Annotated in this window: 20 protein-coding genes; 7 read left to right on the top strand and 13 right to left on the bottom strand. The window is 70.2% G+C overall.

The annotated features are described in order from the left end of the window. Nucleotide 1 precedes the first annotated feature (1 nt). Nucleotides 2–2,782, bottom strand: a complete 2,781-nt coding sequence (locus AC3IPY_RS13940; protein ID WP_489184875.1) for a hypothetical protein — start codon at nucleotides 2,780–2,782, stop codon at nucleotides 2–4. A 238-nt stretch (nucleotides 2,783–3,020) separates the two neighbouring features. Between AC3IPY_RS13940 and AC3IPY_RS13945 the strand changes: the two genes are divergently transcribed. Beyond that, nucleotides 3,021–4,160, top strand: a complete 1,140-nt coding sequence (locus AC3IPY_RS13945; protein ID WP_489184876.1) for an NAD-dependent epimerase/dehydratase family protein — start codon at nucleotides 3,021–3,023, stop codon at nucleotides 4,158–4,160. Next, complete coding sequence (locus AC3IPY_RS13950) at nucleotides 4,157–5,245, top strand: acyltransferase family protein (protein ID WP_489184877.1); 1,089 nt, start codon at nucleotides 4,157–4,159, stop codon at nucleotides 5,243–5,245. Before AC3IPY_RS13945 ends, AC3IPY_RS13950 begins: the two co-directional genes overlap by 4 nt. On the opposite strand, the gene AC3IPY_RS13955 is transcribed toward AC3IPY_RS13950, so the two are convergent. Beyond that, complete coding sequence (locus AC3IPY_RS13955; RefSeq protein ID WP_489184878.1) at nucleotides 5,222–5,992, bottom strand: glycosyltransferase; 771 nt, start codon at nucleotides 5,990–5,992, stop codon at nucleotides 5,222–5,224. The two genes, AC3IPY_RS13950 and AC3IPY_RS13955, sit on opposite strands and share 24 nt — an antisense overlap. Before the next feature lie 88 nt (nucleotides 5,993–6,080). Here AC3IPY_RS13955 and AC3IPY_RS13960 point away from each other — a divergent pair, with 88 nt between their 5' ends. After that, nucleotides 6,081–7,349, top strand: a complete 1,269-nt coding sequence (locus AC3IPY_RS13960; protein ID WP_489184879.1) for a lipopolysaccharide biosynthesis protein — start codon at nucleotides 6,081–6,083, stop codon at nucleotides 7,347–7,349. Nucleotides 7,350–7,430: 81 nt separating this feature from the next. On the opposite strand, the gene AC3IPY_RS13965 is transcribed toward AC3IPY_RS13960, so the two are convergent. The 4 genes from AC3IPY_RS13965 to AC3IPY_RS13980 are packed head-to-tail and all read right to left on the bottom strand — an operon-like array spanning nucleotide 7,431 to nucleotide 11,621. Then, nucleotides 7,431–8,411, bottom strand: a complete 981-nt coding sequence (locus tag AC3IPY_RS13965) for a glycosyltransferase (protein WP_489184880.1) — start codon at nucleotides 8,409–8,411, stop codon at nucleotides 7,431–7,433. Further along, complete coding sequence (locus tag AC3IPY_RS13970; protein WP_489184881.1) at nucleotides 8,408–8,881, bottom strand: DUF2304 domain-containing protein; 474 nt, start codon at nucleotides 8,879–8,881, stop codon at nucleotides 8,408–8,410. The genes AC3IPY_RS13965 and AC3IPY_RS13970 overlap by 4 nt, the downstream gene beginning before the upstream one ends. Continuing rightward, nucleotides 8,878–9,609, bottom strand: coding sequence for a glycosyltransferase family 2 protein (locus AC3IPY_RS13975; protein WP_489184882.1), 732 nt, complete (start codon nucleotides 9,607–9,609; stop codon nucleotides 8,878–8,880). The genes AC3IPY_RS13970 and AC3IPY_RS13975 overlap by 4 nt, the downstream gene beginning before the upstream one ends. Before the next feature lie 50 nt (nucleotides 9,610–9,659). Next, nucleotides 9,660–11,621, bottom strand: a complete 1,962-nt coding sequence (locus AC3IPY_RS13980) for a DUF6541 family protein (RefSeq protein ID WP_489184883.1) — start codon at nucleotides 11,619–11,621, stop codon at nucleotides 9,660–9,662. A gap of 151 nt (nucleotides 11,622–11,772) precedes the next feature. On the opposite strand from AC3IPY_RS13980, the gene AC3IPY_RS13985 reads away from it, so the two are divergent. Further along, nucleotides 11,773–12,669 carry a glycosyltransferase family 2 protein gene (locus AC3IPY_RS13985; protein ID WP_489184884.1) on the top strand — a complete coding sequence of 299 codons (897 nt, stop codon included), beginning with the start codon at nucleotides 11,773–11,775 and terminating at the stop codon, nucleotides 12,667–12,669. Nucleotides 12,670–12,747: 78 nt separating this feature from the next. Here AC3IPY_RS13985 and AC3IPY_RS13990 read toward each other — a convergent pair whose 3' ends face one another. The 5 genes from AC3IPY_RS13990 to AC3IPY_RS14010 form a co-directional block, all read right to left on the bottom strand. Continuing rightward, nucleotides 12,748–14,730 (bottom strand): glycosyltransferase, encoded by a 1,983-nt coding sequence (locus AC3IPY_RS13990; RefSeq protein ID WP_489184885.1) that lies wholly within the window; start codon nucleotides 14,728–14,730, stop codon nucleotides 12,748–12,750. Between the two features lie 62 nt (nucleotides 14,731–14,792). Continuing rightward, complete coding sequence (glf, locus tag AC3IPY_RS13995; protein WP_489184886.1) at nucleotides 14,793–15,950, bottom strand: UDP-galactopyranose mutase; 1,158 nt, start codon at nucleotides 15,948–15,950, stop codon at nucleotides 14,793–14,795. A gap of 142 nt (nucleotides 15,951–16,092) precedes the next feature. Further along, nucleotides 16,093–16,959: a glucose-1-phosphate thymidylyltransferase RfbA gene (gene rfbA / locus AC3IPY_RS14000; protein ID WP_489184887.1), complete on the bottom strand. Its 867-nt coding sequence runs from the start codon at nucleotides 16,957–16,959 to the stop codon at nucleotides 16,093–16,095. After that, nucleotides 16,959–17,567 (bottom strand): dTDP-4-dehydrorhamnose 3,5-epimerase family protein, encoded by a 609-nt coding sequence (locus AC3IPY_RS14005; protein WP_489184888.1) that lies wholly within the window; start codon nucleotides 17,565–17,567, stop codon nucleotides 16,959–16,961. The genes rfbA and AC3IPY_RS14005 overlap by 1 nt, the downstream gene beginning before the upstream one ends. 32 nt (nucleotides 17,568–17,599) lie before the next feature. Then, a complete protein-coding gene (locus AC3IPY_RS14010; RefSeq protein ID WP_489184889.1) occupies nucleotides 17,600–18,451 on the bottom strand; it encodes a class I SAM-dependent methyltransferase in 852 nt (283 codons plus the stop codon). Between the two features lie 93 nt (nucleotides 18,452–18,544). Between AC3IPY_RS14010 and rfbB the strand changes: the two genes are divergently transcribed. Continuing rightward, the gene (gene rfbB / locus AC3IPY_RS14015) at nucleotides 18,545–19,540 is read left to right on the top strand and encodes a dTDP-glucose 4,6-dehydratase (RefSeq protein ID WP_489184890.1); all 996 of its coding nucleotides are present in this window, start codon (nucleotides 18,545–18,547) and stop codon (nucleotides 19,538–19,540) included. Nucleotides 19,541–19,543: 3 nt separating this feature from the next. Beyond that, nucleotides 19,544–20,386, top strand: coding sequence for a dTDP-4-dehydrorhamnose reductase (gene rfbD / locus AC3IPY_RS14020; protein ID WP_489184891.1), 843 nt, complete (start codon nucleotides 19,544–19,546; stop codon nucleotides 20,384–20,386). A gap of 87 nt (nucleotides 20,387–20,473) precedes the next feature. On the opposite strand, the gene AC3IPY_RS14025 is transcribed toward rfbD, so the two are convergent. Together AC3IPY_RS14025 and AC3IPY_RS14030 are read right to left on the bottom strand one after the other, a co-directional pair. Beyond that, nucleotides 20,474–21,319 (bottom strand): glycosyltransferase, encoded by an 846-nt coding sequence (locus AC3IPY_RS14025; protein WP_489184892.1) that lies wholly within the window; start codon nucleotides 21,317–21,319, stop codon nucleotides 20,474–20,476. Beyond that, nucleotides 21,319–22,266: a glycosyltransferase gene (locus tag AC3IPY_RS14030; RefSeq protein WP_489184893.1), complete on the bottom strand. Its 948-nt coding sequence runs from the start codon at nucleotides 22,264–22,266 to the stop codon at nucleotides 21,319–21,321. The genes AC3IPY_RS14025 and AC3IPY_RS14030 overlap by 1 nt, the downstream gene beginning before the upstream one ends. A 154-nt stretch (nucleotides 22,267–22,420) precedes the next feature. On the opposite strand from AC3IPY_RS14030, the gene AC3IPY_RS14035 reads away from it, so the two are divergent. After that, the gene (locus AC3IPY_RS14035; protein WP_489184894.1) at nucleotides 22,421–23,563 is read left to right on the top strand and encodes a glycosyltransferase; all 1,143 of its coding nucleotides are present in this window, start codon (nucleotides 22,421–22,423) and stop codon (nucleotides 23,561–23,563) included. The last annotated feature ends 3 nt before the right edge of the window (nucleotides 23,564–23,566 follow it).

A 23,566-nucleotide genomic window follows, 5' to 3' on the forward strand; every position in this document is an offset into this window, starting at 1 on the left:
TTCACCCCTTGGGCATCCCGGCGATCGTGCGGGTGTCGATGCCCAGCACGGTCGCCCCTGTCGGCACGATTCCCTTCGCGACCACGACGAGCCGGCCCGCCGTCGGCCGGTAGACGATGCCGGTCGAGGCATCCTTCAGGTAGAGGTCCTTGCGGATATCGGCTCCGGTGAGCTTCAGCGTCTTGCACGCGGCATCCGACAGGCCCGTGACGGCGAAGCCCGCGACCAGTTCGGGCGTGGCGCGATTGAGCACGCCGGCGGATGCCACGTACGCCTGGCCGCCGCACTGCACGAAGATGCCGAGGGGCGGCGTCTCCGTCTTCAGGAGCGCGGGCTCGGCCGGATGCACGATCGAGTACCGGCCGGCGATGCCGAGATCCGCGGCGACACCCCAGTTCGGCAGCGCGTGCTTGGCCGTGCCGTCGACGAACACCACGGCCGACGAGTTGGATCCCCTGATGAGCGTTCCCGGCGCCGGTGCCTTGCCGCGTGCCGGGAGCGCGGACAGCGCGCCGGCGGGCACCTTCAACGGCGTCGGCGCGACTCCCGCGTTCGCCTCCTTCATCGCGGCCGAGGAGATGGGCGCGAACCCGCCCGCGACCGCCACCCGGAAGTTCGAGCCCGACGCGAGGAAGAGCGGCCCGCCGATGGCCGGCGTGCGTACCGGGATCTTGGCGCAGATCGACGCGTGCAGCGTCGTGAACGGGTTCGCCGCGAGGGCGACCACGCCGACGTTCTGGCGCTGCCCGCCGGTGACGGCGAAGACATCGGTCGACCCGCACTTCGAGAAGGTCCCGAGCGGTTGCGCGGCATCGATGTAGCCGTCGCGCCTCGCGGCGGGCAGCATCAGGACCTTGCGAGGCACCCGGTACTCGTCGGCGAGCGCGAGGTCGGGCACATGCACGAGCTGCCAGCCGTTGACGAGATACGCCTTGGCATCTCCCGAGAACCCGACGAGCGTGCCGATGTCGATGGCGGCGCCACCGGTCGGCGTCTTGGCGAGGGTCGTCGGTGCGACCTTCACGATCGTCGGCCACGTGCCGTAGTTCTGCGCGGTGAGCTGTGCCGGCGACGTTATGTGCCGCAGCTTCCCGTATCGCACCAGGTAGACCTCGGGCTTGCCGTTCGCCTGCAGGAAGAGCGGGCCCTTGACCACCGAGGCCGACTTCTTCAGCAGCTTGCACGTCTCCCCGGCGAGCGGCGCCGCCTTGAGTCCGCCCGCGCCGCCCTTGAGCTGCACGAACGCCCCGCTCGACGCCGCGTACACGGTCGAATCGCACGACACGATGAGCCCCACGTCGCCGGCGGTCTTGTACCCGGCGATCACGGCGTCGTCGACCGCCACGGCGGTCTTGGCGAGTCCGTACTCGCCGGCATACGTCCAGTCGCGCAGGTTCTGCACGCGGTCGCGACCGTCGACGTAGAAGACGTTCCCGGTCGTCTTGGACTTGATGTAGGAATGCGGGGCGGCGAGCGTGCGCCCGTTCTTGTACGTGCCGAGCAGCGACGCCGAGATGCGGGCGAGGAACGGCGCCTTGCCGCCGTTGAACGCCGCCGGCGCACCGCCGACGAGCTTCATCGCCGTCGGCCGTTCGAGCATGCGGGCGACCCCGTCGGGACCCGTTCCGAACTTCGTCATCGCGCTCCCGGCCTTGAACCGCGTGAAGATGGCATCGGTGACGTCCAGGTATCCGTCGCTGCAGTTCGATCCCCAGGCGACCACGAGCGTGCAGTTCGAGAACCAGTGGGTCGTGCCGTCCTGGATCAACGCGAGCTCCCCCGACTTCGTGTTCCTCACGAAGAGCGTGGCCGTGCGGCCGGTCGGGATCGAGTTCAGGTACGCCTGGCTGACGACGATGCGGGTGCCCAGCCCGCGCTGGAACTCGGCGTAGTCGGCCGCGGTCGTGATGTGGTGCTTCACCCCGGCCGAGACGAGGTACACCTCGGGGGTGGTCTCCCCCTTGATGAGCACGGGCTCGGTGCCGTGCGTGCTCGCGAACCAGTCGGTGAAGATCCGCCAGAAGTTGCGGTTGCCGTACGACGAGCAGCCGTCGCCGGTGCCGTAGAGGTTCGCGAGCGCGGCCGCGTTCGGGCGGTACGGCGTGTACAGGTAGAGCCCGGCGGTCGCCTGGTTCCTGATGTAGACGCTCGACGAGCCGCAGGCCGCGTTCGGATGCCACAGGATCGTGTTCCATCGGCCGGCGACGTAGTTGCGGTCCGGCCGTGCACGGTACTTCTTGAACTGCCACGCGGCGTTGTACACCTGGTTGAAGAAGCCGTAGTAGTTCGCGTCGCAATCGGCCGTGTCGGGGCATCCGTAGCCCGTGGCCGAACGGTACTGCCTCGCGACCGGCCACGTGTCGCTCACCAGGCCCTGCTCCTTCTCGAGCAGCACGATGATCACGCGCGGGTTGATGCCGCAGGCCTTGGCGACGCGCACGATGATCGAGGCAGCGGTCTCGTTGGACGTGGCGCCCATCGCCGCGCACCCCTCCGACCGGGCCGGCTGCGCAGCCGTGCTCTGCCGGTAGGACTTGAGGCAGGTGTACCCAGACCGGCACGACGGTACGCGCGCGTTCAGGAAGGTCTGCACCTGCGAGGCGTTCATCGTGCTGCTGTCGTAGAACACGCCGTCGCTGATGATGTCGCCCGGGTCGAAGTCCGCGCCGGATGCTGCCACCGCCGGCTGCGAACCCATCTCGGAGACGGCCGGCAGTGCCACGAGCAGACCGATCAGCAGGCTCAGCGAAGCGAGGATCCCCGCCAGACGGTTCCACCCCATTGCACAACCCCCGTTGCGACCATCGCACCCCCCATATGGGCGACGGCTCCTGCCATGCTACGGCCAGAGAGCACCCCGGCGCGAGGATGAGCTTGGTCGCCGCGAGGATGAGGGGTCGCCGCACGTCCCGGATAGACTGTGCGGGGCCCATCCGAACCGACGGCGATCTCGGTGTCACCGGCGCGGATGCGGGCACGAATCTCCGCCCCCACCAGACCGATTCCGGAGCACCGACATCATGCAAGGCAACGTCCTGATCACCGGCGGCGCCGGCTTCATCGGAAGCCGCCTCGCGCGCCGCTTCGTCGACGAGGGCTACCGGGTGACCGTGCTCGACAGCCTCATCCCGCAGGTGCACGGCGACGACCCCGACACCACCTCGCCGCTGCTCGCGTCGATCCGCGACATCGCGACCGTGATCCGCGGCACCGTCACGAATCCCGACGACGTCGCGCGGGCACTCGTCGACCAGGACATCATCGTGCACCTCGCCGCCGAGACCGGCACCGGCCAGTCGATGTACGAGATCGACCGGTACGTCGAGGCGAACGTCGGCGGCACCGCGAAGATCCTCGACGCGCTCGCGAACGGGCCGCACCACGTGCGGCGCATGGTCGTGGCCTCGTCGCGCTCGATCTACGGCGAGGGCGCGTACCGCACGCCCGAGGGCGACCTCGTCTACCCGTCGCACCGCGACGACGCCGCGATGGCCGCCGGCGACTTCGACGTGCACGAGCCCGGCGTCGACGGGCCGCTCGAACTCGTCGCGACGACGGAGGCCGCGACGATCCATCCGTCGTCCGTCTACGGCATCACCAAGCACGTGCAGGAATCGCTCATCATGACCGTGGCGCCCACGATCGGCATCGAGCCGGTCGCCCTGCGCTACCAGAACGTGTACGGCCCCGGGCAGTCGCTGAAGAACCCGTACACGGGCATCCTCTCGATCTTCTCGACGCTGATCCGTCAGGGCAAGGCGATCAACATCTTCGAAGACGGCGAAGAGAGCCGCGACTTCGTCTACATCGACGACATCGTGAACGCCACCTTCCTCGCGTCGACCGTGCCCGACGCCGCCGCGCGCATCATCAACGTCGGCAGCGGCGTCGCGACGACCGTCTCCGAGGTCGTCGCCGCGCTCTTCGACGCCTTCGGCACCGAGGTGCCGACCACCGTCTCGGGCAACTACCGGCTCGGAGACATCCGTCACAACTATGCCGACACGACGCTGCTCACCGAGGTGCTCGGCATCGAGGCGACCGTCGACTTCCGCGAGGGCGTCCGGCGCTTCGTCGAGTGGGTGCTCACCGAGCCGGTCGAGGGCGACAACTACCAGCGTTCGCTCGACGAGATGGCCGCCAGGAACCTCCTGAAGTGAGCGTTCCCCGACTGCTCACCGGGAATCCGTTCCCCGCGCGGGCCAACAGCCTCAACCTGTTCCGGCTCGTGCTGGCCGCGCTCGTGCTGTTCGCGCACTCCTGGCACACCGCCGGCGAGGGCGGCGGCCCGAGCGTGCAGGGCGAGAACCTCGGCGGCTGGGCGGTCGCCGGGTTCTTCGTGATCAGCGGCTTCCTCATCACCACGAGCCGGTTCACGAACTCCGCGGGCGACTTCCTCGTGCACCGCATCGCCCGCATCTTCCCGGCCTTCATCGTCTGTCTCGTGATCACGGCGCTCGTGTTCGCCCCCATCGCGGCCCTGTGGGAACGCGGCACGCTGGCCGGGTTCTTCAGCACGCCGACGACGCCGCTGAACTTCATCTGGGCGAACGCCGGACTGAAGATGCAGCACTACGACATCGCCGGCACGCTGTCGACCGTGCCGTACCCCGGCGCGTGGAACGGCTCGCTCTGGACCCTCCACTACGAGTTCCTCTGCTACCTCACGATCTGGCTGCTCGGCTCGCTCGCCGTGGTGCGACGCTCGCCGGTGATCGTCACGGCCGTCTTCGCGCTGAGCGTCGTGGCCTACGCGAACATCGACCTCGCCCGGCGCTTGGGCCTCAACGAGGACTTCGCCCTGTTCATGCGGCTCCTGCCGTTCTTCATGGGCGGTGCGATCGTCTACTACGTGATCTCCAGGTTCGGCCTGAGCCCGACGGTCGGCATCGCCTCGCTCGTGATCGCCGTCGCGCTGATCGCGATCATCCCCCGCTGGGGCGGTCAGCTCTCGGCCCCGTTCATGGCCTACGGCCTGCTGTACCTGTCGACGGTGATCCCGCAGCCCAGGCTCATCGCGAAGAACGACGTGTCGTACGGGTTCTACATCTACGCCTGGCCCATGCAGCAACTGCTCATGCTGCCCGCCCTCGCGCAGTACGGCATGGCCGTCTACCTCGCGGCGACGATCGTGCTCACGACGATCTTCGCGACGGCGAGCTGGCTGCTCGTCGAGCGGCCGGTCATGCGGCTCGCGCGCGGTCGGCGACCGGCGAAACCCTCACCGGTCGGCGCGGCGGTCTGACGCGGCGGTGCGCGTGGCGGGTCGGGCCCGACGCAGCCGGCGCCTGGCCTCCGAACGCGCACGCACCAGCATCCACCGGGAGGCGAGGGCCGCGCGGATGCCGCGGGGTCGAGGGGTCGACGCGTTCGACTCGTGCACGCGTCGACGCAGGGTGGGCTCCTCGACGTGCACGATCGACCTCGCCTCGTTGGCGGCGATCGCGATCCAGAGATCGTGCGACTCGGTGAGGAACGCGGGGAACGGCGTCACGAGCCCGAGCGCCTCGCGGCGCGCGCCCATCGTGCAGCCGAAGTAGGGCGCGTCGCCGGCGAGGATGCGCAGCACGTTGCGGCGGTGCTCGCGCGACTGCGACCGCAGGAGCCGCCACGGCCGCCCCGTGATCGGCGACGGCAGCGGCTCGTCGGTGCCGAGCACCACGAGGTTCGAGGCCACGACCTGCGCGCCCGACTCCTCGAGCGCGTCGAGCATCGCGTCGACGCGTCCGGGCATCCACACGTCGTCTTGATCGGCGAGCAGCACGACGTCGCCGCTCGCGAGCCCGAGGGCCGCTTCGAAGGTGCGCACGTAGCCGGCGTTGACGGCGGCGCGCTCGAGCCGGATGCGCGGGTCGCCGATCGCCGCGACGACGTCCGCGGTGTCGTCGCGGCTCGCGTCGTCGACGACGACGAGCTCGTCGTCGCCGGTGAGCTGGTCGAGGATCGAGGCGATCTGCTCGCGCACGTACGCGGCGCCGTTGTAGGTCGCCATGCACACGCTCACACGTGGTCTCGAATGCTCCACGCCGAACCTGCTCCCGGTGAATCGCAATGGATCGAGCGACATAGACTGTCGGTCGATGAGATCTGTCCTCTTGAGGTTAGCCGGATTCACGGGAGCACCGATCCTGTCGGCCCTCGCCCCGTTCCTCCTCCTGCCGATCATCTCCCGCGTCACCGGCGCCCAGGGCTGGGCGGACTTCTCCGCGGGCCAGTCCATCGGCATCCTCGGCATGGTCGTGGTCTTCTTCGGTTGGAGCGTGGTCGGTCCGGTCCGCATCGCACGGACGACGGATGCCACGGGGCGGGCCCGAATCCTCCGTGAGAGCCTCGTCTCCCGAGCCATCACGGCGCTCGTCGCGATCCCGCTCGTCATCGTCGCCACGGCCCTCATCACCGGCCCCGACTTCAAGGTCGAGTCGGTCGGCATCGCCGTGGCGATGACGCTCGCCGGGCTCTCGCCGTCGTGGTTCTGCATCGGCTCCGCGCGACCGATCGACCTCATGATCTACGACTCGGGGCCCAAGCTGCTGAGCGCCATCATCGCGATGCCGGTCCTGCTCCTCGGCGGCCCCGTGCTCTTCTACCCGATCGTGCTCGGCGTGGCCACGCTGGGGGCCGCCGCCGCACACGCGGTCGTGAACCTCCGCGGCTCCTCGGCTCCGCACGTCGGGCTCATCGACGGCTTCCGCGTGCTCAGGGCGCTGCTGCCGACCGCCGCGATCGACGCCGCCGGCAACGCCTACGGCACCACGCCCGTGCCGATCGCCACGGCGGGCCTGCCCCCCGCGGAGGCCAGCTCGTTCGCCTCGGCCGACCGGCTCTACCGCGTCGGAGTGCTCGCGGTCGTCGCGCTCGGCAACGCCTTCCAGGCGTGGGTGCTCGAGCCGGACGCGACGAGCCCTGCTCGCCGCCATCGTGCCGCGATCCTCGCGCATCTCGCGCTCGGCGTGTTCGGCGCGGTCGGCCTCGCCACGCTCGGCCCCTGGGCCTCGGGCTTCATCTTCGGCGCGGAGGTCGCGGCGAACAGCCTGACCTGCGTCCTGTTCGGCGTGGCGTTCTTCTGCATCTCGACCGCGACGCCGTTCATCCGCAACATCCTGATCCCCCACGGCCGGTACCGGTTCGTGCTCGCCACCACGCTGACCGCCTCGGTCGTCGGCGTGACGATCATGACGGTCGGCTCCGTGAACGGGCACGAGGCCGTCGTCGCGGCCGGCATGGCCGCCGCCGAGGCGACCTCGCTCCTCATCCTGGCGATCCCGGCGCTGCGGCTGATCAACACGCCGACGCCGCACCCGGTCACGGTCTCGACCGCCGAGGTCGAAGGCACACCCAGCAGCTGGTGACGCCGGTTGAGCTGCAGCCACTCGCCCGGTGGCCGCAGCCCGGTCGATCGCCGTCGCTCGCTCGCGCCTGCGAGCGCGGGCTCAGGCGCCTGCGGCGTCGTCGGAGCGCTCGATGCGCTCCGCCGCCCAGCGGATGCGCCCCGCATCACGCAGCGTCGCCTCGTCGCAGCGCCCCATGCGCTTCGCCCTGGCGTCGGCGATCGCCGTTCGGTAGACCCGCCAGAGTGCGGCCCTCGGGCGCGCCAGGGTCGCCGCGACCGCGAAGTGGAGCACGTCGAGCACCGTGTCGACTGCGATGCGGGCGGGTTGCGCCCTGCGGAACTCGCGGTTGACCACGAGACGGTTGCGCACCCGGTAGTAGTAGCGGAACGGCGTGCTGAGCGTGAGGACCTTCGGCAGGACGCCGAGGCTGACCAGGCGCAGCCAGCCCGGCAGCTCGTAGGCCGCGCCCAGCGAATGCGGGAACCTCGTGCCCGGCGCGGCGACGCCGCGGAGGCCCGCGCTCGTGCAGCGCAGCTCGAACTCGGTGTCGACGAGATCGATGAAGAGGTCGGCGCGCAGCACACCCACCCGCTCGAAGGTCGCCACCGGTACGAGCATGCCGGACTGGATCGCGTGCCGTGCGAACAGCGTGCCGTCGTCGTGGCGCTCGGCGACCTGGCTCACCGAGGCGAACCGCTCCGGCACCGCGAACGCCACCGCATGACCGCGCTGCTCGGCGAGTTCGATCGCGGACACCAGTTCGCGAACGGATGCCGCGGGCAGTCGTGAATCCTGGTCGAGCGTCAGCACGTGGCTCGCGCCGCGGGCACGGGCGTGCTCGATGCCGGCGTTCAGGGCCGCCGCGATGCCGGCGTTCGTCGCCGAGCGCAGGACGGTGGCGCCGGCTCGTTCGATCTCGCCGAGCACGCCGTCGGCCTCGGGGCCGCTGCCGTCGTCGACGACGACGATCTCGTCGACGTGCCCGCGCAGGTGCGTCACGCTGTCGACGAGGTCGGACTCGGGCCGGAACGCCGAGATCACCACGTGGACGGCGGCGTCTCCCGGCTGTTCGGGGCTCACCGTGATTCGCCCTCGCGGGCCTCGCGGTCATGGGCGGCGGGTGCGCCGGTATCTGGGTCTTGCACCGATGCCTCTGCGGTCGGCGGCGTGGCCGGGCGGGGCCCGCCCGTGCGGCCCTCGAGCATGTCGAGGCGCGCCGAGAGCCGCTCGACCTCGGCGTTCAGCAGTGCGGTCTCTTCGGCCACGCGGCGGATCTCGTCTTCGGCTTGGGAGATCTCCCACGACAGGTGCAGGCTCACACCGAGCAGCAGCACGATCGCGAGCGAGAACAGCAGGTTCGACGGCACCTGCACGCCGAGCGCGAGGGTGAGGCCCTCGAGCAGCTGCGGGAACAGGCCGAGCACGAGCACCACGAGGCCGATGACGATCCAGAAGACCGCGTACTTCTCGCGGAGCTTGCGCGTCAGGAGCATGTACACGACGATGCAGACGAGCACCAACGCCAGGGCGATGCCGAGGAAGACGATCACGCGGTCTGACCTCCAGTGGCCCGGCCGGGCCTCATCAGGGCGAGTCCGAGCGCGAAGATCGAACGCAGCAGGTAGACGCTCGCACCGAGCGGGTTCTGGCTCGGGTTGCCGTGCTGACGCGGGCGCATGGCGACGGGGATCTGCGTGACCGTGAGGCCGGCGTGCACCGCCGCCACCAGCGAGTCGATCGTGTCGCCGAGGTACTCGGCCGGGTAGTAGCGCACGTACTGCGCGATGGCGCGCTGATTCGCGGCACGGAAGCCCGACGTCACGTCGGTCAGGCGCGTGTGGGCGACTCTCGACATGACGCCGGCCAGGAAGAGCATGGCCCAGCGGCGCGGGCCCCTGACCGAGTAGTCGCCCTTGTCGGCGAACCGGGCGCCGATCGAGATGTCGGCGGTGCGCAGGCCCTCGAGCACGCGGCCGATCTCGGCCGGGTCGTGCTGGCCGTCGGCGTCGACCTGGATGGCGGCCTCGTAGCCGTGGCGGTGAGCGTAGGTGAAGCCGGCGCGCATCGCGCCGCCGACGCCGAGGTTGAACGGCAGGGCGATGACGGTCGCGCCAGCGGCGCGCGCCACCGACGCGGTCTCATCGGTAGATCCGTCGTCGACGACGACGACGTCGAAGCCGCTCGTGCGGCTGACGATCTCGCGAACCGTGTTGCCGACGTTGGCCTGCTCGTTCCACGCCGGGACGATGACCAGTACACGCCCGGGCGAGTTGTCCATGATGGGTTCGAGCATAGCAACGGGGCCGGTCTCGTCTCGGGCGTCGACGCTCATTCGAGGCCTCCGCACGCCGTGATCTCGTACAGGCGCGCATCGCCGATCTCGCGCACGAGTTCGACGGAATCGGAGGAGGCGAGATCGTCGAAGCCCTGGTAGTCGTGCTCGCCGCCGTGCACCTCGCGCGAGCCGAAGTCGAGCACGAAGCCGACGTTCTCGGCATCGAGGGCCGCGCAGAGCTCGGCACCGGCGTCGGCCTCGTCGAGCTCGTCGTTGATGATCGCGGTCTCGTCGGAGATGTCCATGAGCGTGTGCGGCATGAGCACCCGCCGGTCGCTGATGGCGTACGCGAGTCCGGCGCCCGTCCACGGGCTGCCGGCGACGGCCACATCGGGCGGCACGAGGTCGGGGAGCTCCTCGAGCAGCTGCAGCTCATCGGGGCTGAGCAGCGGCGCATTCTCGGTGAAGCGGTACCCCTTGGCCGCGCCGTCGACGGCGCCGTCGATGCTCCTGCCCTGCATCGAGAGCCCCAGCAGCACGACGGCGAGCACCGCGACGCAGACCTGCAGCACACGTCCGCGGCCGGCCACCATCCGCGTGTACACACGCGTCTCGACGAGCTTCTGCCAGAGGCTCGCGACGCCGATGGCGGCGAGCGGGACGACGGCGATGACCACGAGGGCCGCCAGGCGGGGAGTGTTGTTGTACCAGGAGGCCGTGATGAGATTGCGGATCGTCGCGCTCGAGACGCCGGCGACGACGATGTACAGCGACCCGGCGACGACCAGCAGCGACATGGCGACCCAGTCGGCGGAGCGCCTGCGGATCGCGGCGAACACGACACCCGTGATCATCGCGATCGCGACGACCTCGGCGATCGGCGTGTGGTACATCGACACGGTGATGACCTCGCCGAGCGCCTGTCCGGCGAGTCCGATCGCCGGCCACAGCGTCGCCTCGAGCGGCGGCCGCAGCACGCGGATCGCCACGAAGCCGATGACGAGGTAGGCGGCGAACCCGGCGAGGACGATGATCCTGGACCTCGCCGCGACGCCCGACCGCAGGTATCGGATCAGGGCGATCACGACGATCGGCAATGAGAACGCGAGCCACGCCATGAAGGCGCCCGGGTGGGTCAGGGCGAGTGCCGGAAGCGCCCCGGCGACGACGACGGCCGACCAGACCGGGTCGAGTCCGGTCGTCTCGCGACCGAGGCGGAACAGCGCGACCGTCGCGGCGACGGCCGCCGGCACCAGGGCGACGCCGGCGTGGTACGGGTAGAGCACGCCGTAGTCGACCATGAGGTACGGGAACGCCGGGACCGACGCGGCCGCGAGGCCGGCGGTCAGCGCGACGGCCGGGCGGGAACCGCCGAGCACGCGTGCGAGCAGCACGATGCCGAGCGGCCAGGCGACCGCGGAGAAGACGATCCAGGTGGCGTTCACGGCGACCGGGATGCTCACGCCGGTGAGCTGCACCACGAGGGTGGCGACGTCGTGCCATCCGACCGGGTAGAACCAGAGGCCCGCGGAGGTCATCGCCCCGACGTCGAGCGGGGATCCGCTGCCGGTGTCGAGGATGTAGCGCACCGCGTTCAGGTGGTAGATGTTGTCGAACGTCTGGGAGATCGCGCCGGGCTCCCCCACGATCTGGACCGAACGGAACACGATCAGGGCGACCGCGAGGGCGACGCCCACCCCGAAGGCCCACGACCCCGCGGTCGGCACCCGGACGGCCCGCTCGGCCTCGGCGCGGCCTCGCCGGGTGAGCCACCGCACGAGCGCGAGCACCGCCGCGAGCGCCACGGTGAGGACGACGGCGGGGATCCACGACCAGGTCAGCCCGAGGAACGGCGCGACGAGCGCCGCGAGGGCGACGGCGGTCACTGAGAACGGCGCGGAGAGCCCCCACATCCAGACGCCGCGGAGCCCGACGACGCGAGCGAGGAGCAATCCGGGCAGGACGATGATCGCCGCGGCGAGCGTCGAAGCCCACGCAAGATCGAACCACGTCATCTCAGGTCGCATCCCTTCACACGCTTCCGGAGATCGGCGGCGTCGGTGTCCAAGGATACCGTCCGTGCCGAGGGCTGCACTGTCACCGTGCTGTGAGCCCGCGAGGGGGCATCGGTCGGGCGCACGGCGGCCGCCATGGGACGATGGGAGGGTGACTCTCGACATCATGATGCCGTTCTACGGTCGCATCGACCACTTCAAGCTCGCGGTCCGGAGCGTACTCGCCCAGACCGATCCCGACTGGCGTCTCGTGATCGTCGACGACGTGTACCCCGACCTGAGCGCGGGCGAGTGGGCGTCCGCGATCGATGACCCCCGGGTCACCTACCTCCGCAATGAGACGAACCTGCGCCCAAGTCGCAACTACCGCAAATGCGTGGGCCTCATGCAGAATCCGTTCGCGGTCATCATGGGCTGCGACGACATCATGCTCCCCGGCTACGTCGCCCGCGTGAGCTCGCTCGCCGAACGCTTCCCGAACGCGGCGGTGATCCAGCCGGGCGTCGAGGTGATCGATTCCGACGGCGCCCTGCACCGCCCGCTCGCCGACCGCGTGAAGGCGATGTACGAGCCGCGGGGCTCCGGAGTGCGCCTGCTCGAGGGGCAGTCGATGGCCAAGAGCCTCCTGAGGGGCAACTGGACCTACTTCCCGTCGCTCGCGTGGAACGTCGAACGCCTGCGTCGGCACGAGTTCCGCCTCGACCTCGATGTCGTGCAGGATCTGGCGATGCTCCTCGAACTCGCCAAGGACGGCGGGGCGCTCGTGGTCGACGACGAGGTCGTGTTCCAGTACCGACGCCATGCCGAGAGCGTGTCGGCCGTGACGGCGCCCGACGGGTCGAAGTTCGCGCAGGAGCGCGTCGTGTTCGGCGAGGCCGCACGCGACCTCTCGGCCCTCGGCTGGACGCACGCCGCTCGCGCGGCACGCCTGCACCTCACCTCGCGCCTGCACGCGGCGGCCGACCTGCCCAAGGCCGTGCTCGCGCGCGACGCGAAGGGGTTCCGCAGCCTCGCCCGCCACACGTTCGGTCCCGCTCGCGCCGACTGAACCGCGCCCGGCCGGGGCGGGCCGACCGGGCACCGCCGCTCGGAGCCCTCGGCCCGACACGGCCGCCGGCGCCGAGCGTCAGTCGGCGGTGCCGCGGAGCGAGGCGTCCCACGCCTCGGCCGACGTGATCTCGGGCAGGGCGTCGCGGTACTGCTTCGAGAGCTCGGCCCACTGCTTGCGCACGCGCAGGTTCAGACGCACGGCGTCGACGAGCTGCTTGCGGAACCTGCGCGGGTCGCGCAGGTGCCACGTCGCACCCGACCCCTCGGCGTTGCTGATGAGCACGCTGTCGTAGCGGCTCACCTCGAACCACCTGGCATCCTGGTACGGCAGGTGGGCCGACGGATGCCGCGAGGCGTCGCCCGACGGACGGCGCACGGCGTGGCGCCAGGTCGTGCTCAGCAGCCACGAGATGAACTTCAGGCCTCGCGGGCCGGGATTCTGTCGACCGGTCACGACCTCGGGGATGTCGCGCGCGGCGAACTTCGGCATCTCGCTCGGGTCGCGCAGGAGCTTCGACTCGCGGAACTGCGCACCGAGCGCCCGGACGCGCGGAAGGCGGTCGAGCATGTCGGTGTGCAGCTGCCCGGGCCCCTCGAGCACGTTGCGGATCGCCTCGTGGCGCATGGCGACCGTGTAGTAGTCCATCGTGAACAGGTTCTTCACGTCGATCGCGAGGTTCGCGCGCCAGAGCTTGCCGCCCCGCCCGAACGGCGAATGCAGCAGCCCGGCGACGAGTCGGTTGCGGGCATGGAAGAACGCCTGCCAGTCGTGCGAATCGTCTTTGTCGACCCAGGACACGTGCCACACCGCGGCGCCCGGCAGGCTCACCGTCGAGTGCCCGTGAGCTCGCGCGCGCAGGGCGTACTCGGCGTCGTCCCACTTGATGAAGACCGGGATCGAGAGCCCGATCTCCTTCACGATCGAGATCGGGATCAGCGACATCCACCAGCCGTTGTAGTCGACGTCGAAGCGGCGGTGCAGCCAGTTGGTCTGACGGAGGTTCGACTCGGCGAGGTCGTGGCGAGACGGCGTGAACGGCCCCCACATGAACGGGCCCCAGTGGATGCCCTCGGCGTAGGCGTGCAGCTTCGACTTGTCGTACATGTCGAACATGTGCCCGCCCACGATGGTGGGCTTCGTGCAGTGGTTCGCGAAGAGCACCGCCCGGCGCAGGCTCTCGGGCTCGATCTCGACATCGTCGTCGAGCAGGATGATGTAGTCGGACACGCCGGCTTCGCTCGTCTCGAGCATGCCGCGCGAGAAGCCGCCCGACCCGCCGACGTTCGCCTGTTCGATGACGCGGAGCCGGTCGCCGAGCCGCTCGGAGGCGAGCGGGAAGCCCTCGTTCTCGACGATGCGCTCGCTGCCCTGATCGACCACCAGCACCCGGTCGATGAACGCCATGGCGTCGTCGTCGCCGCCGATCTCGGCGATGAGCTTCGTGCAGTACGCACCGCGGTTCAGCGTCGTGATCGAGACCGTGGCGCTGCCGTCGGTCACGGGCCCCTCGCCGTCGAGCGCGAGCCAGTCGGCCTGCACGAGGGAGAGCGGCTCATCGCCGGCGATGAGGTCGAACCACAGCCATCCGCCGTCGAGGAAGGAGTTGAACGGGAGCACGAACTCGCTCGTGGTGCTGCCCGAGACCTCGACGCCGTCGACGCGCTGGATCACGCCGCGCGCGTTGGAGCGGAACACCACGACCCGACCGGGCCCCTCGGTCTGCACGCGGAGGCGTGTGCCGGTGAGCGCGGTCCACGCATTCCAGTAGCTCGCCGGGAAGGCGTTGAAGTACGACGCGAGCGAGACCGTCTCGGACGCGGGCAACTGCAGGCCGCGTCGACCGCTCAGCCAGCTCAGCCCGTTGCGGCTCGTGACGCGCGACGGGCGCCGGTCGTGGCCCTCGAGGAACAGGCCTCGCGCCTTCGCGAGCAGGTTGTCGTCGGTGTCGCCCGAGTACGACCACGACCAGGTCTCGGCGTCGAGGTACAGCGGCAGAGCCTGCGGGTCGCCGTGCTCGGGGAAGATCACGCGCTGCAGCACGAGGGGCTCGGTCGTCATGGGGTTTCCTTCGATCTCGAGATGCGGCGGGGTCAGCGGTCGTGCCACGCACGACCACCGGCTCAGCCGAACGCGGGCTTCAGCTTGTTCTCGTACATCGACAGCGCGGAGCCGATGGCCATGTGCATGTCGAGGTACTGGTAGGTGCCGAGACGGCCGCCGAAGTAGACGTCGGCCTCGGTCTTGGCCAACTCGCGGTAGGCGAGGAGCTTCTCACGGTCGGCCGGGGTGTTCACGGGGTAGTAGGGCTCGTCGTCGCGCTCGGCGAACCGCGAGTACTCGCGCATGATGATGGTCTTGTCGGCCGGGTACTCGCGCTCGGGGTGGAAGTGCCGGAACTCGTGGATGCGCGTGTACGGCGTCTCTTCGTCGGCGTAGTTCATGACCGAGGTGCCCTGGAAGTCGCCCGTCGGCAGCACCTCGCGTTCGAAGTCGAGCGTGCGCCAGGCGAGCTCGCCCTCGGCGTAGTCGAAGTACCGGTCGACGGGGCCCGTGTAGACGATCGGAACCTTGCCGACGAGCGCCGACTTGTTGATCGGCTGCGACTCGTCGAAGAAGTCGGTCGAGAGTCGCACCTCGATGAGCGGGTGATCGGCCATGCGCTCGATCCACGCGGTGTAGCCGTCGACGGGCAGACCCTCGTGGTCGTCGTTGAAGTAGCGGTTGTCGTACGTGTAGCGCACGGGGAGGCGCGAGATGATCTCGGCGGGCAGCTCGCTCGGCGAGGTCTGCCACTGCTTGGCCGTGTAGTCGCGGATGAACGCCTCGTAGAGCGGTCGCCCGATGAGCGAGATCGCCTTCTCCTCGAGGTTCGCGACGTCGGAGGAGTCCACCTCGGCGGCCTGGGAGGCCACGAGCTCGCGCGCGGCGGCCGGACCATGGGCGGAGCGGAAGAACTGGTTGATCGTGCCGAGGTTGATCGGCAGCGGGAACACCTCGCCGCCGTGCGTCGTGTAGACCTTGTGCACGTAGTCGGTGAAGGCGGTGAACCGATTGACGTACTCCCAGACGCTCGGGTTCGAGGTGTGGAAGAGGTGGGCGCCGTAGCGGTGCACCTCGATGCCCGTCTCGGGGTCGGCTTCGCTGTAGGCGTTGCCGCCGATGTGATCGCGGCGGTCGATGACCAGTACGCGCTTGCCCAGTTCGGCGGCGCAGCGCTCGGCCACGGTCAGGCCGAAGAAGCCGGACCCGACCACTACGAGATCGACGTCAGTCGTCACGGTTTCTCCCATTCATCTGCGTCGGCCGCGCGGGCGCGGCCGACCTTCGATTGTACCCGGCCCGCCGCACGACACCCGGCCCACCGGTCTCGGCGCCCGAGGGGCTGCGGACCCGCAGCGGAATCGACCGCCGCGATGCGGGTCAGCGCTCGGCGAGCAGCCGCGTGAGGTAGGTGCCGTAGCCGCTCTTGACCAGCGGGGCCGCGAGCGCCTCGAGCTGGGCATCGTCGATCCACCCGGCCCGCCAGGCGATCTCCTCGATGCAGCCGATCTTGAAGCCCTGGCGCTCCTCGATGACGCGCACGTAGTCGCTCGCCTGCATCATCGACTCGAACGTGCCGGTGTCCAGCCACGCGGTGCCGCGATCGAGCACCTGCACCTGCAGGCGGCCCCGCTCGAGGTAGCGCTCGTTGACGGTGCTGATCTCGAGCTCGCCGCGAGGACTCGGCTCGACGGCCTTCGCGATGGCCACGACGTCGTTGTCGTAGAAGTAGAGGCCGGGCACCGCGTAGTTGCTCTTCGGCTGCTCGGGCTTCTCCTCGATCGAGACCGCGCGGAACCCGTCGTCGAACTCGACCACGCCGTAGGCGCGCGGGTTGCTCACGTGGTAGGCGAAGATGAGGGCGCCGTCGACGTCGGTGTTGCCCCGCAGCGCCGTGCCGAGGCCGGCGCCGTGGAAGATGTTGTCGCCGAGCACGAGCGCGACGGACTCGTCGCCGATGAACTCCTCGCCGATGATGAAGGCCTGCGCCAGCCCGTCGGGCGAGGGCTGCACGGCGTACTCGAGCCGCATGCCGAGGCTCGACCCGTCGCCGAGGAGCGCTTGGAACTGGTCGGAGTACTCGGGCGTCGTGATGATCAGCACCTCGTCGATGCCGGCCATCATGAGCGTCGACAGCGGGTAGTAGATCATCGGCTTGTCGAAGATCGGCATCAGCTGCTTCGAGATGCCCTTCGTGATCGGCCACAGGCGCGTGCCCGAACCGCCGGCGAGGATGATGCCGCGCATCAGCTCGTGCCCTCGAGGGTCGCGTAGAACGCCTTCGCCTCGTCCCAGGTCGGCAGCAGTCCCGCCGCCGCGGCCTCTTCGAGCGTGGGGGCGTCGGTGTCCTTCGGGGAGAGCAGCGGCGTTCCGGCCTCGGCCGGGAACTCCAGGGCGACCGACGAGTCGAGCGGGTCGATGCCGTGCTCGCGCTCGGCGTTGAACGGCGCGCTGACCAGGTAGCTCACCGTCGCATCGTCGGTCAGGGCGACGAAGCAGTGTCCGAGGCCCTCTGAGATGAAGATCGCCCGGCGGTCGACGTCGTCGAGCAGCACCGAGTCCCACTGGCCGAACGTCGGCGAGCCGACGCGGATGTCGATCACGAAGTCGAGGACCGCGCCGTGCGTGGCCGTGACGTACTTCGCCTGGCTCGGCGCGATGTCGGCGAAGTGGATGCCGCGTACGACGCCGCGCTTGGAGACGGAGGTGTTCGACTGGAGGATCGGGAACCGACGCCCGATGGCCTGCTCCAGCTGGTCGGCCCGGAACCACTCGAGGAAGACGCCCCGGTCGTCGCCGAATTGCCGGGGGGTGATCTCGTAGCTGTCGGGGATCTTCAGTTCGCGGATCTGCACCGCAGGAGTCTACCAACCAGGCGCATCCGGGCTCACCCGCGATCGTGCGGCCGAATCGCGGAACCCAGCCGGCGCACGGGCGCGGTGATCTTCCAGCTGGTGCTGGACTCCAGGTCGCGCACGCGCTGCTCGGCGGCGGCGAGTTTGCCAGCTGCCGCAACGTAGCGGGCGGCATCCGCCCTGGCGAGCGCGGATGCGCTGATCCGCCGGCCGCGCTCGTGGTAGAAGGCACGGATCGCCGCTCCCTCGACCCGCCCGGCCGCCAGGAAGGCCTCGAGCCGCGGTGGAGGCGCGCTGCCGACCGCGAGCACGCCGAGCCCATGACCGTGCTCGAAGCCGAATGAGGGGTAGCGCTCGCGCACCTCGTCCCAGAACTTCCAGACCCCGAAGTCGCGCTTGCGCTCGGTCGTGTCGTGGAAGAGCACGACGCCGCGGTCGGAGACGTTCGGCAGCCACGACTCGAAGTCGTGCCACACGTCTTCATAGCGATGCCGGCCGTCGATGTGGAGCACGTCGACGCTGCCGTCGGCCGTGGTCGGGGCGAACTCGTCGAAGTAGCCGCGATGCAGTTCGCCGATGCCCGGGTAGAGCTCGGCCGTCGTGGCCGCGACGGCGTCGTAGACGGCCTGGCCGTAGAACCCGGCGTGCTCGTCGCCCATCCAGCCGTCGGTCGCGGTGACGACCGTGTCGAGTCCGAGCCGCTTGACCGCCTCGCAGAACGCGAAGAACGAGAAGCCGCGGTGCGTGCCGAGTTCGACGATCGTGCGCGGCTCGAGCGCGTCGACGAGCCAGAACGCGAACGGCGCGTGCTGGTACCACGCGGAACCGACGAAGTGCTCGGGCTCCCAATACGACGCGGCGCTGATCCACGGGTGTTCTCGCACGCGGCCCTCCTCGGTCTCGTCCGCTCCCACATGGCTGCGGAAGCGCTCACGGTAGACTCTCGCAGTCAGCGGTCGATCACAAGGAAGGCATTCATGAAGATCCTCGTCACCGGAGGCGCCGGCTTCATCGGCTCGAACTTCGTGCACTTCCTGCTGGCGAACACCGACCACTCGGTGACCGTCCTCGACAAGCTCACCTACGCCGGAAACCTCGCGTCGCTCGAGGGCCTTCCCGAAGACCGCTTCGACTTCGTGCGGGGCGACATCGCCGACGCCGTCGTCGTCGACGAGCTCGTGCGGGCGCACGACGCGGTCGTGCACTACGCGGCCGAGAGCCACAACGACAACTCGCTGAACGACCCCCGGCCGTTCCTCGACACCAACATCATCGGCACGTACACGCTGATCGAGGCGGCGCGCCGGCACGGCGTGCGCTTCCACCACATCTCGACCGACGAGGTCTACGGCGACCTCGAGCTCGACGACCCCGCCCGGTTCACCGAGCAGACGCCGTACAACCCGTCGAGCCCGTACTCGTCGACGAAGGCCGGCAGCGACCTGCTCGTTCGCGCCTGGGTGCGTTCGTTCGGACTGCAGGCGACGATCTCCAACTGCTCGAACAACTACGGCCCGTATCAGCACGTCGAGAAGTTCATCCCCCGCCAGATCACCAACGTGCTCCGCGGCGAACGGCCCAAGCTCTACGGCACGGGCGAGAACGTGCGCGACTGGATCCACGCGAACGACCACTCTTCGGCGGTGCTGACGATCCTCGAGCACGGCCGCATCGGCGAGACCTACCTCATCGGCGCCGACGGCGAGAAGAACAACAAGCAGGTCGTCGAGCTGATCCTGACCGAACTCGGGCAGCCGGCCGACGCCTACGACCTGGTGACCGACCGCCCCGGCCACGACCTCCGCTACGCGATCGACTCGACGAAGCTGCGCACCGAGCTCGGCTGGACGCCCGAGTTCTCCGACTTCGCGGCGGGCCTCGCCGACACGATCGCCTGGTACCGCGACCACGAGCACTGGTGGGCCCCGCAGAAGGACGCCACCGAGGCCCGCTACCTGGCGCAGGGGCAGTAGGCGATGCGCGTGCTCATCACCGGCGCGTCCGGCATGCTCGGCCACGACCTGCAGCGTGCGTTCGAGGGTCGTGAGATCACCGCCCTGGGTCGCGGCGACCTCGATGTGACGGATGCCTCGGCGGTGCGCGAAGCCGTCGCCGGTCACGACGTCGTGGTCAACGCCGCCGCCTATACCAAGGTCGACGACGCCGAGGCGCACGAAGACGCCGCCTACGCCGTGAACGCCACCGGCCCCGCCAACCTGGCGGCCGCCGCCCGCGAACACGGTTCGAAGCTCGTCACGGTCTCGACCGACTACGTCTTCGACGGGTTCGCGACCGAGCCGTACGCCGAAGACCGTCCGCGCGATCCGATCAACGCGTACGGCCGCACGAAGGCCGCCGGCGAAGAGCTCGCGCTCGCGGCCCACCCCGAGGGCACGTACGTCGTGCGCACCGCCTGGCTCTACGGCGAGCACGGGCCGAACTTCGCCACGACCATGCTCCGCCTCGCGGCGCAGCGCGAGACGTGGACCGTCGTCGACGACCAGGTCGGCCAGCCCACGTGGACCCTCGACCTCGCGACCCGCATCCGCGACCTCGTCGACGCCGACGCCCCTGCCGGCGTCTACCACGGCACGAACTCGGGGCGCACGAGCTGGTTCGGGTTCGCCCGCGCCGTGCTCGCCGAGGCGGGCCTCGACCCCGAGCGCATCCAGCCGACCACGAGCGCCGAGTTCGTGCGCCCTGCGCCGCGGCCCGCGTTCAGCGTGCTCGCGCATGGCGGCTGGAAGGCCGCGGGCCTGCCGCCCATGCGCGACTGGCGCGAGGCGCTGACGGCATCCGGCATCGCCGCGGCATCCTGAACCGCCTGCCGACGACCCGCCGCCGGCCGAGCACGCGAGACCGCCACCGATCGAGCGACCGAGCCGATGACCGGCGCACCGGCCGACTCAGTGCTCGGTGCCCGCCACCGCGTCGCCGTTCGCGATGAAGCGGCCGTAGAGCCGCCTGCGCACGGGCTCGGGCACGAAGCGGTACACCCCGCGGATGCTCACGTTGCGCAGGTACTGGCCCCTGGTCGTGAAGCGGATGCCTCGGAGTGCGCGCTGCAGATCGCGTTCGCTGCGCCATTGCGCACGCCCGCCCCGACGCGCGTAGGCGCCGGCGCCGACGCGGTACATGACGAGCGGCTCGGCGAGGTTGCCGACGGCCGCGCCGCCCTCGATCATGCGGGCGAACAGCCAGTAGTCCTCCATGAGGCCCATCGGCTGGTAGCCGCCGACCCGGTCGACGACCGAACGCCGGTAGACGACCGTCGGATGGCTGAACGGATCGTGGAACCGCGCGTACGCGGCGATCTCGGCGGCATCGGTGCGGGGCACCCGCTTGCCGACGATGGAGCCGTCGTCGTCGAGGAACTCGAGCATGCCGGTGCCGACGAGGTCGAGGCCCCCCTCGATGAGGGGAACCTGCTTCGCGAAACGCTCGGGCAGCGAGATGTCGTCGGCGTCCATGCGCGCCACGATGTCGTGGGCGCTCAGCGCGAGCCCCTCGGTCAGGGCGCGTGTGAGGCCGACGTTCTCGGGGATGACGTGGTGCACGACCGGCACCTCGGATGCCGCGACCGCGCCTTCGATCGCCGCGGCGAGCTCGTCGGGCACCGGTCCGTCCTGCACGAGCACGACCTGGTCGGGCCGCCGCGTCTGCTGCGCGACGCTGGACGTGAACGCCTTGGTGAAATGCGCTGCGTCGTCACGGCCGTAGACGGGCATGAGCAGCGCGAACGGCTCGGCCATCACCCCTCCACCGCGCGCACGGCCTCGCTGACCTCGCCGAGCCCGGCGAGCGCCGAGCTGTTCGGCCGCGGACGGGTGCGGGTGCCGTCGCGGTAGCCGCGGTTCCACCCGTCGCGGAGCACCGCGCGATCGGAGGAACGGAGGAAGGTCTTGATCCACCGACGGATGCTGGAGCCGCCGTAGATCGCCTTCTCGAAGCCCGACAGGCTCTGCGATCGACGGAACATCCAGAGCTTGTTGCGGACCTCGTAGTAGAACCGGGGGCCCGGATCGGCGTCGGTCGAGCCCAGCACCTTCGTCTTGTGCACGACGACGGATGCCGGCACGTGCAGGCCCCGGCGCCCGCGCAGCACGCGCGTGGAGTACTCGAAGTCGTCGTTCCAGATGAAGTAGTCGGCGATGGGCAGACCGACCTCGCGCACCACGTCGGCGCGCACGAGCATCGAGACGAACGAGGTGCTGCGCACGGCGATGCCGCCGGCCCGGGCCGCCGCGACCCGCTCGGCCTTGCCGACGAACGGCTTGGCACGCGGTGTGTTCATCGGGTGCTCGGTGCCGTCGGTCCAGATCACCCGCGAGCCGGCGGCCGCGATGTCGGTGCCGACGACGGCCTCGAGCAGCGCCTCGAGCGCGCCTTCGGTCGGCACGGTGTCGTCGTCCATGAGCCAGAGCCAGTCGGCGTCGTGCCGCTCGAGCGCGACCGCCATGCCCGCGGCGAACCCGCCGGCGCCGCCCGTGTTGCGCGCGAGGCTGACGAGATCGACGAGCTCTCCCGCGGAGCGGGCGACATCCGCCGTGTCATCGGTCGAGGCGTTGTCGACGACGACGACCCTGGCGACGGGCGCGCGCTGGGCCGCGAGGGCGTCGAGCACCTCGATGAGCAGGTCTCGGCGGTTGTAGGCGACGACGACCGCGACGACGCGCGCATTCTGCCGGTTCGGACTCATCTGACTCTCTGGGATTCGGGGGTGACATTCCATCTTGCCCTGCTCGCGCGTGCCGTGCCGACCATGGGCACCGCTTCCCGTCGGATTCGCAGGGGTGCGACGGGTAGATTTGCAGGGTTGTCGCCACCGACTCGCCCACCGACGAAGGAGCTGCATGGCCATCACCCTCCGGATGATCGTCGACCAGGTGATCGCGCCCGTGCCCGGGCCGCTCGGCGTGTACACGCAGGCGCTCACCTCGGCCCTCATCGCGAACGCACCGGCCGGCTGCCAGGTCGAGGGCGTCGTCTCCTCGCCGTCCGCCCCCGAGATCGAGCGCATCGAGGCGATGTTCCCCGGCATGGCCGGCCTCTACAAGACGTCGCTCGCACGACGCGAGCTCACGGCGGCCTGGCAGCTCGGCCTGACCACCTCCCCCGGCGGCGGCATGATCCACGCGCCGAGCCTGTTCGCCCCGCTCCGCCGACACGACCGCGCCGTGAGCGGCGACCAGGTGGTGGTGACCGTGCACGATCTCTCCCCGTGGCTGCATCCCGAGTCGCTCACCCCTTCGCAGGTGGCCTGGTCGAAGTCGATGCTGAAGCGTGCGCGCCGCCACGCCGATGCGATCGTCGTGCCCACGCACGCGCTCGCGGAGCGGCTGGGAGGGCTCGCCGACTTCGGCGACCGCGTCCGCGTCATCGGCACCGCGCCCCGCCCCGGACTCGTGCGGCCCTCCGCGCTCGAGGCGTCGCTGCGCGCGACCCGGCTCGGCCTGCCGGCGCAGTACCTCGTGGCCGGCGGCACCCTCGAGCCGCGCACCGGCATCATCGACCTGCTCGAGGCGCTCGGGCGGCCGGGCGTGCCCGAGATCCCCCTCGTGGTGCTGGGCCCCGCCACCTGGGGCGAGGTGCACCTCGCGAACGTCGCCGCCGAGTCCGGAGTGGACCCCCGTCTGGTGCGGGCGATCGAATGCGACGACCCCGTCGACCTCGCCGTCGTGCTCTCGGGCGCGACCGCGGCCATCGCCCCGGCGCACGACGACGTGCCCGCGACCGGCCTCATCGAGGCGTTCAGCCTCGGCGTGCCCGTCATCCACTCGACCACCGCGACGCATCTCGAGGTCGCGGCCGAGTCCGGCATCGCCGTCACGGTCGGATCCGGCGGGTACGCCGACCGGCTCGCGGCCGCCGTGACCTCCGTCGTCGAGCAGCCCGCCGTCGCCGAGCGCATGTCGGTCACCTCGACCGACCGCTCCCGCGCGTTCAGCTGGCGCGACTCGGCCGAGCGGGTCTGGCAGCTGCACGCCGACCTCTGAGCG

This window comes from Agromyces sp. GL_144 (assembly GCF_057834305.1).

Bases quoted from the DNA above. Each gene is read 5' to 3' on its own strand.
- rfbA (WP_489184887.1), bottom strand. From the start codon at position 16,959: ATGCGCGGCATCATCCTCGCCGGCGGTTCGGGCACGCGCCTGTGGCCG.
- AC3IPY_RS14035 (WP_489184894.1), top strand. From the start codon at position 22,421: ATGGCCATCACCCTCCGGATGATCGTCGACCAGGTGATCGCGCCCGTG.
- AC3IPY_RS13975 (WP_489184882.1), bottom strand. From the start codon at position 9,609: ATGGACAACTCGCCCGGGCGTGTACTGGTCATCGTCCCGGCGTGGAAC.
- AC3IPY_RS14025 (WP_489184892.1), bottom strand. From the start codon at position 21,319: ATGGCCGAGCCGTTCGCGCTGCTCATGCCCGTCTACGGCCGTGACGAC.
- AC3IPY_RS14030 (WP_489184893.1), bottom strand. From the start codon at position 22,266: ATGAGTCCGAACCGGCAGAATGCGCGCGTCGTCGCGGTCGTCGTCGCC.
- rfbD (WP_489184891.1), top strand. From the start codon at position 19,544: ATGCGCGTGCTCATCACCGGCGCGTCCGGCATGCTCGGCCACGACCTG.
- AC3IPY_RS13960 (WP_489184879.1), top strand. From the start codon at position 6,081: ATGAGATCTGTCCTCTTGAGGTTAGCCGGATTCACGGGAGCACCGATC.
- rfbB (WP_489184890.1), top strand. From the start codon at position 18,545: ATGAAGATCCTCGTCACCGGAGGCGCCGGCTTCATCGGCTCGAACTTC.
- AC3IPY_RS13945 (WP_489184876.1), top strand. From the start codon at position 3,021: ATGCAAGGCAACGTCCTGATCACCGGCGGCGCCGGCTTCATCGGAAGC.
- AC3IPY_RS13980 (WP_489184883.1), bottom strand. From the start codon at position 11,621: ATGACGTGGTTCGATCTTGCGTGGGCTTCGACGCTCGCCGCGGCGATC.
- AC3IPY_RS13955 (WP_489184878.1), bottom strand. From the start codon at position 5,992: ATGGCGACCTACAACGGCGCCGCGTACGTGCGCGAGCAGATCGCCTCG.
- AC3IPY_RS13940 (WP_489184875.1), bottom strand. From the start codon at position 2,782: ATGGGGTGGAACCGTCTGGCGGGGATCCTCGCTTCGCTGAGCCTGCTG.
- AC3IPY_RS13990 (WP_489184885.1), bottom strand. From the start codon at position 14,730: ATGACGACCGAGCCCCTCGTGCTGCAGCGCGTGATCTTCCCCGAGCAC.